General features: G+C 70.6%; 19 protein-coding genes. 8 read left to right on the top strand and 11 right to left on the bottom strand.

The window, feature by feature from the left end:
• Positions 1 to 22 precede the first annotated feature (22 nt).
• Entirely contained in the window at positions 23 to 568 is a 546-nt protein-coding gene (locus ACFYST_RS14545) for a hypothetical protein (RefSeq protein WP_387862219.1), read from the top strand.
• 72 nt (positions 569 to 640) lie between these two features.
• Here the strand turns inward: ACFYST_RS14545 and ACFYST_RS14540 are convergent, their stop codons facing one another.
• The 5 genes from ACFYST_RS14540 to ACFYST_RS14520 form a co-directional block, all read right to left on the bottom strand.
• On the bottom strand, positions 641 to 1,126 hold the full coding sequence (locus ACFYST_RS14540; RefSeq protein WP_387647796.1) for a MarR family winged helix-turn-helix transcriptional regulator: 486 nt from the start codon (positions 1,124 to 1,126) through the stop codon (positions 641 to 643).
• On the bottom strand, positions 1,123 to 2,898 hold the full coding sequence (locus tag ACFYST_RS14535) for an MFS transporter (protein ID WP_387862216.1): 1,776 nt from the start codon (positions 2,896 to 2,898) through the stop codon (positions 1,123 to 1,125). The genes ACFYST_RS14540 and ACFYST_RS14535 overlap by 4 nt, the downstream gene beginning before the upstream one ends.
• A gap of 142 nt (positions 2,899 to 3,040) precedes the next feature.
• Positions 3,041 to 3,199: a hypothetical protein gene (locus ACFYST_RS14530; protein WP_387647800.1), complete on the bottom strand. Its 159-nt coding sequence runs from the start codon at positions 3,197 to 3,199 to the stop codon at positions 3,041 to 3,043.
• Between the two features lie 134 nt (positions 3,200 to 3,333).
• Positions 3,334 to 4,566 carry a cytochrome P450 gene (locus tag ACFYST_RS14525; RefSeq protein WP_387862214.1) on the bottom strand — a complete coding sequence of 411 codons (1,233 nt, stop codon included), beginning with the start codon at positions 4,564 to 4,566 and terminating at the stop codon, positions 3,334 to 3,336.
• A 131-nt stretch (positions 4,567 to 4,697) separates the two neighbouring features.
• Entirely contained in the window at positions 4,698 to 4,838 is a 141-nt protein-coding gene (locus ACFYST_RS14520) for a hypothetical protein (RefSeq protein WP_387862211.1), read from the bottom strand.
• A 70-nt stretch (positions 4,839 to 4,908) separates the two neighbouring features.
• On the opposite strand from ACFYST_RS14520, the gene ACFYST_RS14515 reads away from it, so the two are divergent.
• Complete coding sequence (locus ACFYST_RS14515) at positions 4,909 to 5,889, top strand: sigma-70 family RNA polymerase sigma factor (protein ID WP_387648233.1); 981 nt, start codon at positions 4,909 to 4,911, stop codon at positions 5,887 to 5,889.
• A 7-nt stretch (positions 5,890 to 5,896) separates the two neighbouring features.
• Here ACFYST_RS14515 and ACFYST_RS14510 read toward each other — a convergent pair whose 3' ends face one another.
• The gene (locus ACFYST_RS14510; RefSeq protein ID WP_387862209.1) at positions 5,897 to 6,184 is read right to left on the bottom strand and encodes a hypothetical protein; all 288 of its coding nucleotides are present in this window, start codon (positions 6,182 to 6,184) and stop codon (positions 5,897 to 5,899) included.
• A 168-nt stretch (positions 6,185 to 6,352) separates the two neighbouring features.
• Between ACFYST_RS14510 and ACFYST_RS14505 the strand changes: the two genes are divergently transcribed.
• The 3 genes from ACFYST_RS14505 to ACFYST_RS14495 all read left to right on the top strand — a co-directional run bounded on the left by ACFYST_RS14505 (position 6,353) and on the right by ACFYST_RS14495 (position 8,259).
• Positions 6,353 to 6,922: a dihydrofolate reductase family protein gene (locus tag ACFYST_RS14505; protein WP_387862206.1), complete on the top strand. Its 570-nt coding sequence runs from the start codon at positions 6,353 to 6,355 to the stop codon at positions 6,920 to 6,922.
• Between the two features lie 34 nt (positions 6,923 to 6,956).
• Positions 6,957 to 7,511 (top strand): dihydrofolate reductase family protein, encoded by a 555-nt coding sequence (locus tag ACFYST_RS14500; RefSeq protein ID WP_387862204.1) that lies wholly within the window; start codon positions 6,957 to 6,959, stop codon positions 7,509 to 7,511.
• Positions 7,512 to 7,794: 283 nt separating this feature from the next.
• On the top strand, positions 7,795 to 8,259 hold the full coding sequence (locus ACFYST_RS14495; protein ID WP_387862201.1) for a hypothetical protein: 465 nt from the start codon (positions 7,795 to 7,797) through the stop codon (positions 8,257 to 8,259).
• A gap of 69 nt (positions 8,260 to 8,328) precedes the next feature.
• Here ACFYST_RS14495 and ACFYST_RS14490 read toward each other — a convergent pair whose 3' ends face one another.
• Entirely contained in the window at positions 8,329 to 10,506 is a 2,178-nt protein-coding gene (locus tag ACFYST_RS14490) for an MMPL family transporter (RefSeq protein WP_387862198.1), read from the bottom strand.
• A 106-nt stretch (positions 10,507 to 10,612) separates the two neighbouring features.
• Here ACFYST_RS14490 and ACFYST_RS14485 point away from each other — a divergent pair, with 106 nt between their 5' ends.
• Positions 10,613 to 11,197: a TetR/AcrR family transcriptional regulator gene (locus ACFYST_RS14485; protein ID WP_387647822.1), complete on the top strand. Its 585-nt coding sequence runs from the start codon at positions 10,613 to 10,615 to the stop codon at positions 11,195 to 11,197.
• 13 nt (positions 11,198 to 11,210) lie between these two features.
• A complete protein-coding gene (locus ACFYST_RS14480) occupies positions 11,211 to 11,471 on the top strand; it encodes a hypothetical protein (RefSeq protein ID WP_387862196.1) in 261 nt (86 codons plus the stop codon).
• 327 nt (positions 11,472 to 11,798) lie between these two features.
• Here ACFYST_RS14480 and efeU read toward each other — a convergent pair whose 3' ends face one another.
• The 4 genes from efeU to ACFYST_RS14460 all read right to left on the bottom strand — a co-directional run bounded on the left by efeU (position 11,799) and on the right by ACFYST_RS14460 (position 15,858).
• The gene (efeU, locus tag ACFYST_RS14475) at positions 11,799 to 12,647 is read right to left on the bottom strand and encodes an iron uptake transporter permease EfeU (protein WP_387862193.1); all 849 of its coding nucleotides are present in this window, start codon (positions 12,645 to 12,647) and stop codon (positions 11,799 to 11,801) included.
• 44 nt (positions 12,648 to 12,691) lie between these two features.
• Positions 12,692 to 13,984 (bottom strand): iron uptake transporter deferrochelatase/peroxidase subunit, encoded by a 1,293-nt coding sequence (gene efeB, locus ACFYST_RS14470; RefSeq protein ID WP_387862190.1) that lies wholly within the window; start codon positions 13,982 to 13,984, stop codon positions 12,692 to 12,694.
• Between the two features lie 130 nt (positions 13,985 to 14,114).
• On the bottom strand, positions 14,115 to 15,266 hold the full coding sequence (efeO, locus tag ACFYST_RS14465) for an iron uptake system protein EfeO (protein WP_387862596.1): 1,152 nt from the start codon (positions 15,264 to 15,266) through the stop codon (positions 14,115 to 14,117).
• A gap of 268 nt (positions 15,267 to 15,534) precedes the next feature.
• Entirely contained in the window at positions 15,535 to 15,858 is a 324-nt protein-coding gene (locus ACFYST_RS14460; RefSeq protein ID WP_387862187.1) for an ArsR/SmtB family transcription factor, read from the bottom strand.
• Between the two features lie 190 nt (positions 15,859 to 16,048).
• Between ACFYST_RS14460 and ACFYST_RS14455 the strand changes: the two genes are divergently transcribed.
• Complete coding sequence (locus ACFYST_RS14455) at positions 16,049 to 17,230, top strand: MFS transporter (RefSeq protein ID WP_387862185.1); 1,182 nt, start codon at positions 16,049 to 16,051, stop codon at positions 17,228 to 17,230.
• Positions 17,231 to 17,490: the final 260 nt, after the last annotated feature.

Genomic DNA, 17,490 nt, shown 5'->3' with positions numbered 1-17,490 from the left:
ACCGCCCGTACGCCGTGCCACCATGACCCTCCGACAACTGGGAGTTGGGGGGCGCAGCATGGTCGGCGAGACCTTCGGAGCGGGCGTGAAGGCGTGGTGGGTGCGTCGGGTTTCGGGGGTCCTGCTGTGCGCGCTGCTGGTCACGGCCGCCTTCACGGTGGTGGAGACCGTCCAGGGCCGAACGGGTTGGCAGGTGGCGACCGGGGCCGGCCGACCGGGGTTCTTCACGGTGACGAAGGAGGCGCCCGACAACTGCGGCGCCCGGGGCAACCCGTGCGACGTCGTCGGCTCTTTCGTCCCGGACGACACCGGGAAGGAACTGGCCTACCCCCAGGTCGCGGACGACGGTCTGGGGGTGCATCGCCTCGGCGACCGGACGGCCGGCGAGGACCTCCGCAGGACGGTGTACCGGCCGAACGACGACCGCATCTGGCGGATCCACGCCTTCCTGGCCTGGCTGGGCGTGATGGTGATGACCGCGATCCTGGGCCTGATGGTGCGCCACTGGCGATTCGGCCCGACGGTGCAGCTGCGCCGCTTCGCGCCCCAACCGGTCCGGCGATACTGACGGATCGCCAATCCCCGGACGCCCCGAGCCCGAAAGCCCGGAGCCCCGAAAGCCCGGAGCCCCCTAGCGGAGTCAGTCCTCGAACGCCACCAGCCGCTCCAGCACCGGCAGCGCCTCCAGCAGCATGGCGCGCTCCCGCGCGTCGAGTTCGGCGGTGCGGCGGGCCAGTAGCTCGGAGCGGCGTTGGCGGATCTCGGCGAGCAACTCGACGCCCTCGGTGGAGAGTTCGACCAGCGCGGAGCGGCGGTCGTCCGGGTCGGGGTGGCGGGTGACCAGGCCGGAGGCGACCAGGGGGGCGACGGTGCGGGTCATCGAGGGGGCGGCGACGCGTTCGCGGGTGGCGAGTTCGCCGAGCCGGATCGGGCCGTGCGCCTCGATCCGGGCCAGCGCGGAGAGTTGCGCGAACGTGAAGTCCTGCCGTCCGGACGCCTGCGCGAGCTGCCGGTGCAGCCGGGCGACGACAAGCCGCAGCCGCACCAGGTCCGCCGGGTCGAGCCCGCTCTCCACTGTCGAACTCCCACCCTCCGCCGAACTCCCGTACTCTACCCCGGAGTTCACGGCGAAACATCCGGCGCCACGGCCGAATCGGCCGCCGGATCGACCGCCGAATCGACCTCCGGGTCGACCTCCGGGTCGACGACCGCGACCCGCTCCCGCAGCAGCGAGGCGACGGCGGCGACCAGCGACATCGCGATGGCCAGCGAGAACACCACCATCAACCCGTCGTGGAACGGCCCGGAGATCAGGTGCGGGAAGAACTCGCGTCCGGTCAGGGTCTGCGCGTTGGAGGCCGGAAGCGTGGACAGCACGTGCGGGCCGAGCAGTTCGCGGATCGGGTTGTAGCCGAGGAACGCCGCGAACAGCGTGCCGACGGGCGGCAGTCCGGCCACCGCGTGGGCGTCCGCCGGGGAGACGCCCTGGGCGGTGAGACCGTCGGTCAGGGTTCCGGGCAGGGAGCCGGCCAGGCCGGCCACCATCAGCGAGAAGAACACGCCGATGGACAGCACCATGCCGGCGTTCTGGAAGGTGGCCCGCATGCCGGAGGCGGCGCCCCGGTCGGCGGCGGGGACGCTGGACATCACCAGCGCGGTGTTGGGAGCAGCGAAGAGGCCGCCGCCGAGCCCGTTCAGGAACACCAGGAGCGCGAACCAGAGGTACCCGAAGTCGGTGGGCAGGAGCAGCAGTCCGGCGAACGAGGCGGCCATCACCACCAACCCCCCGGCGGCGAACAGGCGGGCGCCGAAACGGTCGGAGAGGTGGCCGGCGATCGGGCCGGCGGCGAGAAATCCGATGGTCAGCGGGACGAGGTAGATGCCGGCCCAGAGCGGGGTGTCGGCGTAGTCGTAGCCGTGCAGCGGCAGCCAGATGCCCTGGAGCCAGACGATCAGCATGAATTGGAGGCCGCCGCGGGCGATGGAGCCGAGCAGGGTGGCCAGGTTGCCGCCGGCGAACACCGGGTCGCGGAACAGGCGCAGCGGGAACATCGGTTCGGCGGCCTTGGTCTCGATCACGCAGAACGCGACCAGCGTGGCCGTTCCGCCGATAAGCCCGGCGAGCACCCACGGGTTGGTCCAGCCCATGGTGTGGCCGCCGTACGGTTGGATGCCGTAGGTGATCGCGGCGAGCAGCGCGGTCAGGCCGACGGCGAAGGTGATGTTTCCCCACCAGTCGATCCGGCCGGGTCGGCGGATTCCGGTCTCGTGCAGGGAGCGGTAGGCCCAGACGGTGCCGATGATGCCGATCGGGACGTTGACCCAGAAGATCGACCGCCAGTTCCACTCGGCGAGCAGGCCGCCCAGCACCAGTCCGACGAACGAACCGGCGATCGCGGCCACCATGTTGACGCCCAGCGCCATGCCGCGCTGCCGAGCGGGGAACGCGTCCGTGATGATCGCCGCCGAGTTGGCCATCAGCATCGCGCCGCCGACGGCCTGGACCACCCGCCAGCCGATCAGCCAGAGCGCACCGCCGCCGCCGTTCATCGGGTCGAGCGAGAGCACCACGGAGGTCAAGGTGAAGATCAGGAATCCCGCGTTGTAGATCCGCACCCTCCCCCAGATGTCCCCGAGCCGCCCGAGCGTCACCACCAGCACGGCGGTGACCAGCATGTAGCCCATCAGCATCCACAGCAGGTAGCTGACGTTTCCGGGCTGCAGCGGGTCCAGGTGGATGCCGTTGAAGATCGCGGGCAGCGAGATCAGCACGATCGAGGAGTTGATGGTGGCGATCAGCATCCCGAGCGTGGTGTTCGACAGCGCGATCCACTTGTACCGCGGGTGCTCCACGCCGATCCGGCCCAGCCTGCCCGTTCCCTCGGTCACGTCGGCCATCTCCTGCCCCACCCCTGGAAGCCAGATGATAATTAGCTGATGTGAACTAAATTACTCCGGACCGATGCCACCGGCCAGACCCCGGCCGGCGACGGCACAACTCCCGGCACGGAAGCCACGCCGGGAGTTGATGCACGAGCCGTCACTGCTGCTGGTCGTCCTGCCGGTCGTCCATGTTCTGCTGGTCCTGCGGCTGGTCGGCGGCCTTCTGCTGGTCGTCGCCCTGCTGGGGCTTCTGACTCATCCGCTGCTTGGCCTGCTCCGCAGCCTGCTGGGCCTTGTCCTTGAACTTGTCGCTCATACCCATGGTTACTCCCTGCGATCAGTAGGGGATTCGGGCAGTTGCCAGGCTGCCACGGACTCCCCACCCCCGCAGTTCGGCAGACCCCTCACCCCCGCAGGTCGACAGGACGGGGGTCAGCGGGGTCAGCGGGGTCAGCCGTGCAGCCGGACCGGCAGCTCGCGCGGCCCGTCGGAGATGAACGACTCCAGCGGCTTGACCTCCGCCGTGGCGAGAGCCAACTGCGGGAACCGGTCGAAGAGCGCGGCGAGCGCGATCCGGGCCTCCAGGCGGGCGAGTTCGGCGCCGAGGCAGTAGTGGGTGCCGTGTCCGAAGGAGAGGTGTTCGCGGCGCGATTCCCGGGTGTGGTCGAAGCTGTCGGCGTCAGGGCCGTGCAGAGCAGCGTCGCGGCCGCCGGCGGTGAAGTTGACGACCAGCATGTCGCCGCGCGCGAAGGTGATGCCCGTCGCCTCGTCGTGCAGTTCCTCGACGGCGAACCGCGGCAGGATGCTGGAGACCGGCGGCCGCAGGCGCAGCGTCTCCTCCACCACGTCGGCCCAGCGGGCCGGGTCCTTTCGGACGGCGTCGAGCTGTTCGGCATCAGCGGCGAGCGCGATGATCGCGCTGCCGAGCAGGTTGACGGTGGTCTCGTGGCCTGCGCCGATCAACAGCAGCAGGCTGTCGAGGAGTTCGCGTTCGGTGAGGCCGGTGCCGGTCTCCTCGTCGTGGGCCTGGATGAGCGCGCTGGTGACGTCCTCGCCGGGGGTGCGTCGCTTGGCCTCGACCAGGTTGGCGAGTTGGAGGTAGACGGCCTCGCCGTTGCGGACGGCTTCCTCGGGGGTGGCGTCGGTGTCGAAGATGCGGCCGATGCAGGCGCGGAAGGCATCGTGCAGGTCTTCGGGGACGCCGAGCAGGGTGTTGACCACCATCAACGGCAGCACCCAGGTGAATTCGCCCCGCAGGTCGACGATCTGGTCCTGCGGCCGGTCGGCGAGGCGGTCGAGGAGTTCGGCGGTGATGCGTTCGATCTCGGGGGTGAGGACGCGGATCCGCCGCGCGGTGAACGCGGGGCTGATCAGGCGGCGCAGCCGGCCGTGTTCGGGTCCGTATGCGGTGAGCGCGTTGCGGACGTCGATCCACATCCGCAGCGGCCAGTCCTCGGCTATCTCGCCGTCGATGTAGGCGGGCCAGTGCTGTTGGGCGTCCTTGGAGACCCGCGGGTCGGTGAGCAGGCGCTTGATCAGGGCGGGGTCGGTGACGGACCAGGCGGGGATGCCGCCGGGGAGTTCGACGGGGGTGGCGGGCCCGAGGGCGCGCAGGGCGACGGCTTCGGCGGGCAGGTCGGTTCCGACGGTGTCGAGGCGGTACGGGCAGCGCTGAGTGTCCATCAGGATCGGCCTCCGGCAGGTCAGTTGTACTGTGCTTGATCGAACGCGCGTGAGCGCCTCGGACTGTACCTGCCGTCCCGCCGGGCCGGGTGCGGTTTCGCACCACACCCGGCCCACTCCCCCATCGCTCGTCAGCCGCGCCGGTAGCGGGCGTGGAGCATCGACCCGACCTGCTCGAGGGTGTCCTGGACGAGGTCCTCGGCGCCCTGGAAGGAGCCGGTCATCCGGTAGCAACTGGCCGTCAGTTCGCCTCTGTGCGCCTCGAGTTCCACCCTGGGCATGGTCCATGGCCCCGCGGCGGCTCGATTGTCGGAGCCTCGTACTAGGGTGTCCGGCGTGTCAATGATCATGGATCGTGATGGGGTTGCGGAGCAGCTGGAGCCGTTCCGCCGCGAGTTGACGGCGTACTGCTACCGCATGCTGGGGTCGGCCTTCGAGGCCGAGGACGCGGTGCAGGAGACGATGGTCCGCGCCTGGTCGAAGTTCGCCGGGTTCGAGGGCCGGGCGGCGCTGCGGACGTGGCTGTACCGGATCGCCACCAATGTGTGCCTGGACATGGGTCCAGCCGCGCAGCGGCGGGCGCGTCCGATGGATCTGACGTCGCCGTGTTCGGCGGGGGCGCCGGATCTGACGCAGTTGGAGGAGAACATCTGGGTGGGTCCGGTGCCGGACGGCCGGGTGCTGGCGGGTGATCCGGCGGAGGTGGCGCTGGGCAGGGAGTCGATCCGGTTGGCGTTCGTCTCGGCCTTGCAGAAGCTGCCGGCCCGGCAGCGGGCGGTGCTGATCCTGCGCGAGGTGCTGGCCTGGTCGGCGGCGGAGACGGCGGAGTTGCTGGAGACGTCGGTGGCGTCGGTGAACAGCGCGCTGCAGCGGGCCCGGGCGACGCTGGCGGACGGCGCGGGGTCGGCGGGTGACACGTTCAAGCCGCTGGACGAGGCGCAGCGTGCGCTGCTGGCCCGCTATGTGCAGGCGTTCGAGTCCTTCGATATCGAGGGGTTGAAGCGGCTGCTGCACGAGGACGCGGTGCTGAACATGCCGCCGTTCCGGATGTGGCTGCAGGGCCTCGCGGAGCTCGAGGTGTGGTGGCAGGGCCCGGGCCGCGGTTGCGTGAATTCGCGGATGCTGCCGGTGGAGGCGAACGGTTCGCCGGCCTTCGCGCAGTACCGGGTGGCGGAGGACGGCAACGGCTGGACGCCGTGGGGCATCATGGTGTTGGAGATCGTGGACGGCCGGATCGCCATGATGACCAATTACATGGATGTGGATCGGCTGTTCCCGCTGTGGGGTCTGCCGATGCGGTTGACGGAGGATCCGCGCGGCTGACATCCCGTCAGCCCTCGTGGAGGGTGTCGGCCAGCCCGGTGAGGTCGAGCACGATTCTCAACCGGGGGCCGACCCCGCGCAGTACCACCTGGTGGCCCGCCCGCCGTGCGAGTACTCCGAGCCTGCAGAGGCGTTGGAGGTCGCCGGGGGCGGGCCGCAGTACGTTTCCGACCAGCAGGGCGACCAGTACGGGTGGTTGGTGGGCGTCCAGCAGCGCGGTGTACTGCTCCTCCAGTGCGGGGTGGGCGGCGTGGTGGGGTGGTACGTCGAACTCGACGGTGTCATCAAGGCTCATGCCGGTGCTGACCGGTCGGCGGCCGCGGACTCATCGGTGGGGCGAGCCCTCGGATCAAAAAAGTTCTTCAGATTTCCTCGCCGGGACCGATGAGTCCGGTGCGCGGGCTCCGTCTGACCGGTTGTGAGCGAGCAACGCACACCGGGAACGAGCAAGGAGCACCACCCCATGAGGAAGATCACCGCCGGTCTGTTCATCTCCGCCGACGGCGTCGTGGAGAGCCCCGAGCAGTGGCACTTCAAGTACTTCGACGCCGAGTTGGGCGCGGCGGTCGGCGCGCTGCTGGGCGCGTCGGACACCGTGCTGATGGGCCGCACCACCTACGACGTGTTCGCGGGCACGTGGCCGGCCGTCGAGGAGGCGGGCGGCGAGGAGGCCGAGATGGCGAAGGCGATCGGCGACACCCGCAAGATCGTGGTCTCGCACCAGGACCTCTCCTTCACCTGGCGCAACTCCGAGCAGCTGAAGGGCGAACTGATCGAGGGCGTCCGGGCGCTGAAGCAGGAGGAGGGCGGCCCGATCGGCATGTCCGGCTCGGTCTCCGTGGTCCGCCGGCTGCTGGCGGCCGGCCTGATCGACGAACTCCACCTGTTCATCCACCCGGTGGCCCGCGGCAACGGCATGCGTCTGTTCGACGAAAGCGCCGACCCGATCGAGCTGAAGCTGCTCTCCAGCACGGCGTTCGCCGGCGGCACCATGCACGTCGTGTACGGCCCGGCGTCCGCCACCGCCGAATAACCCACCCTCCCTACCGAGCAAGGAGCACCGAACCATGAGGAAGATCACCGCAGGCCTGTTCATCTCCGCCGACGGCGTGGTGGGCAGCCCGGAGCAGTGGCACCTGCCGTACTTCGACGACGAGGTGGGCGCGGCGGTCGGCGCACAGGTCGGGGTGTCCGAGACCCTGCTGCTGGGCCGCACCACCTACGACATCTTCGCGGGCGCCTGGCCGGAGCGGGAGGCGGCGGGCGGTGAGGACGCGGGCTTCGCGAAGTCGCTGGGCGACATGCGCAAGGTCGTGGTCTCGCACCAGGACCTCGACCTCGCCTGGCGCAACTCCGAGGTCCTGAAGGGCGACCTGGTGGAGGGCGTCCGCGCGCTGAAGCAGGAGGAGGGCGGGACGATCGGCATGTCCGGCTCGGTCTCCGTGGTCCGCCGGCTGCTGGCGGCCGGCCTGATCGACGAACTGCACCTGTTCATCCACCCGGTGGCCCGCGGCACCGGCATGCGCCTGTTCGACGGGATCGCCGAGCCGATCGAGCTGAAGCTGCTCTCCAGCACGGCGTTCGCCCGCGGCACCGTGCACGTCGTGTACGGCCCGGCGTAGCGGAGAGCGGCCGGCTCCGCCACTGCCCCCGGGAACCTTGTCCGAACGGTCGGCAAGGTTCCCGGGAGGAGGCTGCACCAAGACTTCACCAATCGTCGGCAATCACCATGCAATCTAGCCATCCATGGTCATTTTCCGGCCGAGCACCTCATTTCCTCCCCAAAAGGCTCGTCGGGCATTCGAACCTGTGGCAACTTAAGTCCCGCGCCTGTGACATTTCACATGTGACAGGTCATTAACACGTGCCCCCAGCTGGGCACCACCACATGGAGGAGAACTCGCGATGAACCGACCTTCGATGAAGGGGCTGACCCTGCTCGCCGCAGGCGTGGCCACCGCCGGCGCCCTGATGACCGCTCCCGCCCAGGCCGCCACCACCGCCGCCGCGACCACGACCACGGAGACCTGCAGCCCGTGGTCGCTCCAGTCCGGGCTGATGACCCAGGTCTGCGCCGCGATCACCGGTGACAGCGTCCAGTTCCTCGGCCGTGTCGCCCTGGCCGGCCCGCCCACCCCCGACTTCCCGCCGCAGCCCCAGACGCTCTCCACCACGCTCTCCGGCCAGGTCGTCGGCGGCGCCTCGCTCGGCTCGATCGCGCAGAACGTGAACTTCCTCGCGAGCACGGTCACCGTCAACGGCCCGACCGCCACCGTCGCGTGCGGTTCCACCGTCAGCGGCACCTTCGGCGTCAGCAAGTTCGGCTGGGGCCCGTCCCCGGTCACCGTCAACGCCGTGGTCCCCTGCTGACCCCGAGCAGACATGAACCGGGCCCGGGAGTCGCGAGCAACTCCCGGGCCCGGCCCGCGTTCTGTCCCGTCAGACCCGCTCGGCGACGCGCTCCGACCGCTCCGGGGCGGCAGGCAGGCTCGCCCCCTCCAGGTCCACGTCCGGGGTGATCCGGTCGAGCCAGCGCGGCAACTGCCAGGCTCGACGGCCGAGCAGGGCCATCACGGCTGGCACCAGGGTCATCCGGACCACGAACGCGTCGATGAACACACCGACGGCGAGCGCGAATCCGATCGACTTGATGATCGGGTCGTGGTTAAACACGAACCCGCCGAACACCGCGACCATGATCAGCGCGGCGGCGGTGACCACCCGCCCGCTGCTGGCGACGCCCTGCGTGACGGCCCCGGCGGCATCGCCGGTGTGCTGGTGGTGCTCGCGCATCCGGCTGACCAGGAACACCTCGTAATCCATCGCGAGCCCGAACAGCACGCCGATCAGCAGCACCGGCAGGAAGCTCGTGACGGGCGCGGCGGACGGGATGTCGAGCAGGCCGTTCAGGTGGCCGTCCTGGAACACCCACACGGTGATGCCGAGCGCGGCGCCCACCGACAGCAGGAACCCGAGCACCGCCTTGAGCGGCACCAGCACCGAGCGGAACGCGACGGTCAGCAGAGCCAGCGCGAGGATCACGATCAGGCCGACGAACAGCGGCAGCGCGTCGGCGAGTTTGCCGGACACGTCGATCGCGGCGGCGGTCGCGCCGGCGATGTACAGCGTGCCGCCGGTCGCGGCGACCTCGGCCTTGTGGGCGCGCAGCCGGTCGACCAGGTCGCTGGTGGCCTGGTCGTCCGGCCCGGTGCGGGGGACGACGGGCACGGCGACGGTGCTGCCGTCCGCGCTCGTCACGGGCATGCCGACGGCGGCGACGCCCGGGTCCGCGGAGAGCGTGGCGTGCAGCTCGCCAAGCGCGGCCTCGCGGCGCTCGGCGGGGATGCCGGTGGCGTCGACCACGGCGGCCAGGGTGGCGTTGAAGCCGGGGCCGAAGCCCTCGCTGAGCAGGTCGTAGCTCTTGTGCTGGGTGCTGGCGGCGGGCTGCGAGGCGTTGCCGGGCAGGCCGAGCCGCAGGTCGCGGGCGGGCAGCGCGAGGGCGAGCAGCCCCACCACGCCGGCCAGCAGCACCAGCAGCGGCTTGCGGGTGACGATGCGCGCCCACGCCGCCGACCAGGTACCTCCCTGCGGAGCGGCCTTCACCTTCCCCCGGGGCCGCAGACGCTCGCCGAGCAGGCCGAGCAGCGCGGGCACCAGGGTGACGGCGACCAGCACGGCGAGCAGCACGGTCGCGGCGGCGGCCAGGCCCATCACGGTCAGGAACGGGATGCCGGTGACGGCGAGCGCGGCCAGCGCGATGATCACGGTGGCGCCGGCGAACACCACGGCGCTGCCGGCGGTGGCGGTGGCGCGGGCCGCCGACTCCTCGATCTCGCTGTCGGGATCGGCGAGTTGCTCGCGGTGCCGGGCGATGATGAACAGCGCGTAGTCGATGCCGACGGCGAGGCCGATCATCAGCGCGAGCACGGTCGCGGTGTTGGTCATCTCGACCACGTTGGCCAGGATTTGAGCCCCCAACACACCGATACCGACGCCGACCAGGGCTGTCAGCAGCGGGAGTCCGGCGGCGACCAGCGAGCCGAGCGCGACGGCGAGCACCACGAACGCGACCAGCACGCCGATCGCCTCGGCCGGGCCGCCGACCTCGATGTCCGGCGCCATCACGGTGCCGCCGAACTCGGCCTGGAGCCCGGCCTCGCGCAGCGGCACGGCGACGTCGTTCAGCGCGTCCTTGGCGCTCTGCGGAACGCTGCTCGCGGACTGCGCGAACTGCACGTCGGCGAACGCGATCCGCAGGTCCGGCGAGACGGTGCGGCTCTCGAACGGGTCGGCGACGTGCACCACGCCGGGTATCCCGGCCGCCCGGTGCAGACCGTCCTGAAGTGCGGCCCTGGCGGCGGGCGTGTCCAGGCTCTGCCCGGCGGGCGCGGCGACGACCAGGCGGGCGGTGCCGCCGGCGGACTCCGGCAGTTGACGTTCCAGCAGGTCCTGGGCCTGCTGGGACTCGATACCGGGGACGGTGAACTCGTTACTGACGGGCCCGGCGAAGGTGGTGCCGAGGGCGCCGATGGTCGCGAGAAGCAGCAGCCACAGGCCGATCACCCGGCCTCGGCGGCGTACCGCCCATCGTCCCCAGGTGTACAGGACCGACGCCATCGCGCCCCCTCGTGCTCAGAACCAGTGGATTTTTGCACCCTAAGGTAACTTTGCATCCGACTGCAAAATTACCGCCACTGGTAAAGACTGGGCTAGCATGGCCCGCATGACCGAGGGTGCGAGGGAACGCGGCAAGGCCCGCCGCCGGGAGGCGATCCTGCGAGCGGCCTACCAACTGTTCGCGGAACGCGGCTTCGAGGCGACCACCATCGCCGACATCGCCGACCGGGCCGAGGTGTCCGCACGGACCGTCACCCTCTACTTCCCGACCAAGCTCGACCTGGCGACCTCCCACATCGCCGAGTTCACCGACCGCCTCAGCCACACCCTCAACCACCGCGAACCCGGCACCACCACGCTGGAAGCACTCGAGCACTGGCTGCGCACCGACCTCGCCGAGAACCCCGCCGACAACGAACTCGACGCACTCTGGGAAGCGATGCTCGACCGCAACCCCCAACTGCGCGCCGTCGCCAACAGCCGCCTGACCGAGGCCATCCAGGAGGGCGCCCGGATCTTCGCCGCCGAACGCGGCGACGCCCCCGACGACTTCGCCCCCCGCATGGTCGCCGCCACCGCCGCCGCCGTCGTCTGCGAGCTCTACCTCCGCCCCACCGAGGCCCACCTCGACGCCGCCATGTCCTTCCTGACCGCCGGCATCAACACCCTCCCCCCGGGCCAACTCCCCTGACCCTCCAACCTCGTTGACGCCAACGGGCGAGGGCTCCGCCGCCCTCCGCGCCGATACCGTCGCCCGCCGCGCGGGGGCGCGCGCCGCGCTCTGCGCACGCCTCGAACTGGCCGCCGAGGCCGACGAGTTCGCACCCGGAACCGATCCGGCCGTGCTCGCCGACTACCTGACCACCCTCACCCACGGCCTCGCGGTGCGCGCCGCCGACGGCACCCCGGCCGAACAGCTGGACCGCATCGTCGAATTCGCGCTGAGCACCTGGCCCTCGGCCTGACGGCGCGTCAACCCAAGCAGAGGGCGCATGCGACAACCACACTGCGCCCCGCGCTCCCCTGGTGGGCAGCGTGTCACGGACACGTCGGTGACAACGGCTACCACCAGCTCACCAACGGCGGCGGCGTCGCCCTCCAGCGCAACGGCACCTGCACCAACGTCCTCCCGACGGTGGCCGTGTTCGCCGCACCGAACAACAGCATGGCCTCGCAGCGCTGGAAGTTCGTCTCCAACGGCGACGGCACCACTAACACCCCCCTGCAACGCCGAACCGCCCGGCTGCCGCATCAACTGCGGCACCCGGGCGGTTCGTTGCTGAGCTCCTCCGTCAGGCGGTCTTCGCCCCCACCGGCGCGGCGGGCTTCGGCGCGGAAGCGCTCGCCTTCGGCTTGCGGAAGAAGAAGTACAGCGTCGGCACCAGGTACATCAGCCAGATCACGACCTGGATCACCGTCGGGTTCGGCTGGAAGTTGAACACACCCTTCAGCAGGGTGCCGTACCAGCTGTCGGCCGGAATCGTCGAAGAGATGTCGAACGCCAGCTCGTGCAAGCCGGGGATCCAGCCGGCCTCCTGCAGGTCGTGCACGCCGTAGGCGAGGACGCCCGCCGCGACCACGACCAGCATGCCGCCGGTCCAGGTGAAGAACTTCGCCAGGTTGATCTTGAGCGCGCCGCGGTAGAAGAACCAGCCCAGCAAGGCCGAGGTGAGCAGGCCGAGGATCGCGCCGGCCAGCGGGCTCCAGCCGTCGCCGGTGGACTGGACGGCGGTCCAGATGAACAGCGCGGTCTCCAGGCCCTCCCGGCCGACGGCCAGGAAGGAGGTGACGACCAGGGCGACGGTGCCCATCGCGAGCGCGGCGTCCAGCTTGCCGTGCAGTTCGCTCTTCAGGTGCCGGGCGGTGCGCTTCATCCAGAACACCATCCAGGTGACCAGACCGACGGCGAGGATCGACAGGCTGCCGCCGAGCGCCTCCTGCGCCTTGAAGGACAGCTGGTTGGAGCCGAACTGCAGCACCGCACCGAAGGCCATGGACAGCGCGACGGCACTGCCGACGCCCATCCAGACCGGGCCGAGCCGGTCCTTGCGGCCGGTCTTGACCAGGTAGGCGATCAGAATGCAGACCACCAGGCTGGCTTCGAGGCCTTCTCGAAGGCCGATCAGGTAGTTGGCGAACACGGCGGTTCTCCTCGGGTGGGGAGTGAGGGTGAGGGGGGCGGGGGTCAGCCGAACAGGGTCTGGCCCCACCACTCGCCGGGCTTGCGGACCCCGGGCGGGCAGGCGAAGTGGGCGGATCCGACGTGCGTGATGTACTCGTTCAGCTTGTCGCTGGCCGCCAGCTTGGTCTGCAGCGGCACGAACGCCTTGCGGGTGTCGCGCTGGTACGCCAGGAAGAACAGGCCGGCGTCGAGGCGGCCGAGACCGTCGGTGCCGTCCGTGAACGAGTAGCCCCGGCGCAGGATCATCAGCCCGTCGTTGCTGTCCGGGTGGGCGAGCCGCACGTGCGAGGTGGCGGGCATCGCGGACAGGTCGGGCGCGTCGCGTTCCTTCTGCTTGCCGTACGGGGCGCCTTCGATCTTGGTGCGGCCGAAGGTGTCCTCCTGGTCCTGCAACGAGGCGCGGTCCCAGGTCTCGATGGTCATCCGGATCCGCCGGGCCACCAGGTACGAGCCGCCGGTCATCCAGTCCTGGCCGTCGCCGGGCGCCACCCACACGTGCTTGGCGAGCGAGTCCGCGTCCGTCCCGGCGACGTTGTGGGTGCCGTCCTTGAAGCCCATCAGGTTGCGCGGGGTCTGGCTGTCGGGCGTGGTCGACGAGGTCTTGCCGAAGCCGAGCTGCGACCACCGGACGTTCACCACGCCCATGCCTATCCGGGCCAGGTTGCGGATCGCGTGCACCGCGACCTGCGGGTCGTCCGCGCACGCCTGGATGCAGATGTCACCGCCGCTGCGGTTCGCCTCCAGCCGGTCGCCCTTGAACTTCGGCAGGTCCACCAGCGCCTCGGGCCGCTTCGCCTTCAGGCCGAACCGGTCCTGGCCGTCCTTCTCGAACAGCGTCGACCCGAAACCGATGGTCAGCGTCAGCCGGGACGCCGGCAGGCCGAGCGCCTCACCGGTGTCGTCCGGCGGTGACTGCGGCACCACGCCGACCGCACCGCCGCCGACCTCGCGGCCACCGGTGATCGAGGCGGCCGCCTTCGTCCACTCCTTGAGCATCTTGACCAGCGCGTCACGGTCCTCGGTGATCACGTCGAACGCGGCGAAGTGCAGCCGGTCCTGAACGGGGGTCGAGATCCCCGACTGGTGCTCGCCCCAGAACGGCACGTCCTGGTTCTGCGGCGCGGCGGCCGGGCTGTCGGCACTCCGCGTGGCGGCGGCCACCGTGCCCACCCCCGCCGCGCCGATCGCGACACCCGCACCGGCCCAGCCGATGACGGCCCGTCGGCTGAGCCCGGCACCCTGCTGTGCCCCACCGGCCTCGGCGGGAGCCGCCTGCTGCTCGTTCTCGGCGTCCATCTCTGACGTTCCCTCTCGCACGTGTGACCTGCTCGAAAGCCCTGCCGACCTGCTGGTCCACCGACCCGCCGATCCCCAGACAGGGACTTAGCTTACGCTGCCCTTACTTCGCCGACGCCGGCCGCGTCGGCTACTTGACCACGACGGCGGCGGCCAGCTTCGACAGCGGCTCGCTCAGCGCGTTCACCGCGTCGGTGAAGGTCTTGCGCTCGCCCTCCGTCACCTTGTCGTACGAGGTGTAAGTGCCGTCGGCCTGGCGGTACTTGGCCAGCAGGTCGGCGATCTTCTCGAACTCGGCGTCCAGGGTCTTCGACAGGCTCGGGTCGTTCTCGGCGGCGACCGGCTTCAGCAGCTCGTAGGCCTGGCGGGCGCCCTCGACGTTGGCGACGAAGTCCGACAGGTCGGTGTGGCTGTAGCGCTCCTCCTCGCCGGTGATCTTGTTCTTGGACACCTCGTCCAGCAGCTCCTTGGCGCCGTTCGCCATGCCGGTCGGGGTGATCTCCGCGCTGGGGACGCGCTTCTGCCAGTCCTTCAGGTCGGTGACCAGCTGGGTGGCGAGGGTCTTCTCCTCGTCGCCGATCTTGCCGTCCACCCACAGCGCCTTCTCCAGGCGGTGCCAACCGGTCCACTGCGCGCCGCCCTCCAGCGCGTCCTCCCGGACGTCGGTCTTCGGGTCGATGTCACCGAAGCTCTCCGCCACCGGCTCAGTCCGTTCCCAGCCCACCCGCGACGGCGCGTACAGCGACTTCGCCTTCTCCACATCGCCCGCGGTGATCGCCGCCGCGAACTGCTCCACCACCGGGATGGTCGCGTCCGCCTGCTCCTGCGCGTACTTCCGGTAGTCCGCGACCGCCTGCGTCAGCCGGTCGTCCGTCTTCACCGGAGCCCCGCCGGCCGCCGTCACGGTGATCTTCTGCCGAATACCGTCACCGGCCATACCCGGCTTGCACGCCACCTCGTAGGTACCGGCCTTGATCTCGGCGTTGATGTTCACCTTGGTGCCCGGGCCGATGTTCTCCCGCTCGGTGACGATCTTGTCCCCCTCGGCGTACACGTACACCTCGGTGGTCTTGCTCCCCTTGTTCGCCACCGCCAGCTCGACGTGCCCCGCCGGAAACGTCGTCTTCGACAGCTCGCACTTGCTGTCCGTCGCCGTCACCTGCACCGGCCCGCTGCCGTCCGCCGAAACCTTCCCGTCGTCCTTCTTCGAACACCCCACCAACGCGGCACCCGCCACAGCGAGAACGAGGAAAGTCGCGGCAGTCGTACGGCGGGCGGGCATGCTCACTCCAAGGACGAGGGTACGGCGGACTCTGCGGCTCTCGAGGCCTGAACCCCGGCGCCGCTCAGTAAGCTAAGGCATACCTTATGTCGCCCATCACCCGGGGTCGAGATCCCCCTCACCCCACCCCACCCCACCACCCTGCACCTTTCGGCCAACCTCCCCACCCACCAAGCCAGTTCACCCCCAGCAAGCCTGCCCCACCCCCCTCGGATGTGACTGGGGCCACGCTCAGACCCTCCGTCAACTCCGGCAAAACGGACAGACCCTAGGCAGCCGCAGCCACGAGGAGCGCGTCGAGCAGGCCAGGGAAACGGAAGTCGAGGTCGGCGCGGCGCAGGCTGACGAACCGGTTGCGGCCGGCCACCCGGGTGGTGGTGACGCCAGCTTCGCGCAGGACGCGCATGTGATGGGAGACGGTCGACTTGTGCAGGTGCTCCAGGCCGAGACCGCGCGGGTCGCAGGAGTGTTCGGCGCCGTCCGCGTAGCTGAGCAGCAGGGTCATGCGGACGGGGTCACCGAGGGCGTGCAGCACGGTGACGAGGTCGATGTCGGCGAGGGCGGGCTGGGGAAGCCGCTCGGTGTCGCTCATGGTGGCACGTGCTCCTCGGGGCCGAGGCCGGGGCGGGATCAGGACAGTTTGACAATCATCCACCAATCCTCGAATGTTTGGCGAGCGTCAAACTGTTGCATCCTCATCCAACAGAGCTGCGACAGCCCTGCCGCCCGTACGACGAACCGTTTTACGACGAACCGTTTCCTGCGCCCCGGGGGGCTTTCCCGTGCCCATACGTCTGCTCCTGCTCGCCCTCGGCACCTTCGCCGTGGGTACCGACTCGATGGTGGTGGCCGGCATCCTCGGCCCGGTCTCCGCCGACCTGAAGGTCTCGGTGCCGGCCGCCGGCCAACTGGTCACCGTCTTCGCGCTCGGCTACGCGCTGCTGGCCCCTGTGCTGGCCACCCTCACCGCCCGCTGGCCGCGCCGGTGCCTGCTGCTGACTGCGCTCGCGATCTTCAGCGCGGCCAACGCACTCAGCGCACTCGCACCCACGTACGGGCTGCTGCTGGCCACCCGGGTGCTGGCGGCGGCCGGCGCCGCCCTCTACACGCCGACCGCCAACGCGGTGGCCACCACCCTGGTCGCCCCCGAGCGGCGCGGACGGGCGCTGGCCACCGTGCTCGGCGGAATGACAGTGGCCACCGCGCTGGGCGTGCCGCTCGGCACCTGGGTCGGACGCGCCGACTGGCGGCTGACGATGTGGCTGGTCACCGCCCTGGGCCTGGCCGCGCTCGCGGGCCTGGCCCTCCTGCTGCGCGACCTGCCCGCCCCCCTCGCCGCCCCCACCCTGCGGGCACGCCTCGCGCCGCTGGGCCGACCCCGGGTGCTCGGCGCGGCGGCCACCACGCTGGTGTTCTTCCTCGCCTTCCAGAGCGTCTACATCTACCTCGCCACCGCCGTCTCGGGCGCCACCGGCGGCGACGGCGCCCGGCTGAGCGCGATCCTGCTGACCTGCGGCGTCATGTCGGTGGCCGGCAGCTGGCTGGGCGGCCGCCTGGTGGACCGCGTCGGAGTGCGCCGGGTGCTGCTGACCGGCTCGGCGGCAGCGGCGGCAGCGTTCGCCGCGCTCCCGTGGCTGGGGCGCTCGATGCCGGGGGCGCTCGGGTACGCCCTGGTGGTGCCGCTCGCGGGATGGGCGGTCTCGGTGGCTCTGCCGCACCGTCTGGCCTCGATCGACCCGAACAGCGCGCCGCTGCTGATCTCGCTCAACAGCAGCGCCCTGTACCTGGGCACGGCAGCCGGCGGCGTGGCCGGCTCGGCAGCCATCGGCCTGCTCGGCGGACGCTGGTTCCCGCTCGCGGCGGCAGCGCTCGCCCTGGTGGCCTGCGCGGTGGCCGCAGCAACCACCCGCGACGAACGGACACCCCGGACCCACGACCGGACGCCGGAGCCCGTCCCCGCCTGAGCACCCGCACTCCCGGTCCGGCCGACAACCGCCCAGGCCGGGAACCCAGTTGTTCAGCGGGTGCCGGCGGCGAACCGTCCACGACGCGACGCGGGCCGTTCGCCCACTGACCGCCGCAATCCGGTCAACCCGCCGGCGCTCCCGGCCGGTTGGGCCTGAACCCGGCCCCGGGGAAGCCACCGCCCCCTTACGGTCCGCCCGTAACAGCAGGGGACCGCCCCCGAAGCCCGCAGGCCCCGGAGGCGGTCCCTTTCACCGAA

Source organism: Kitasatospora sp. NPDC004614 (genome assembly GCF_042873675.1).
GTDB lineage: Bacteria > Actinomycetota > Actinomycetes > Streptomycetales > Streptomycetaceae > Kitasatospora.
Note: the sequence above shows the minus strand (reverse complement) of the source record. Positions and strands in the feature narration are given on the sequence as shown.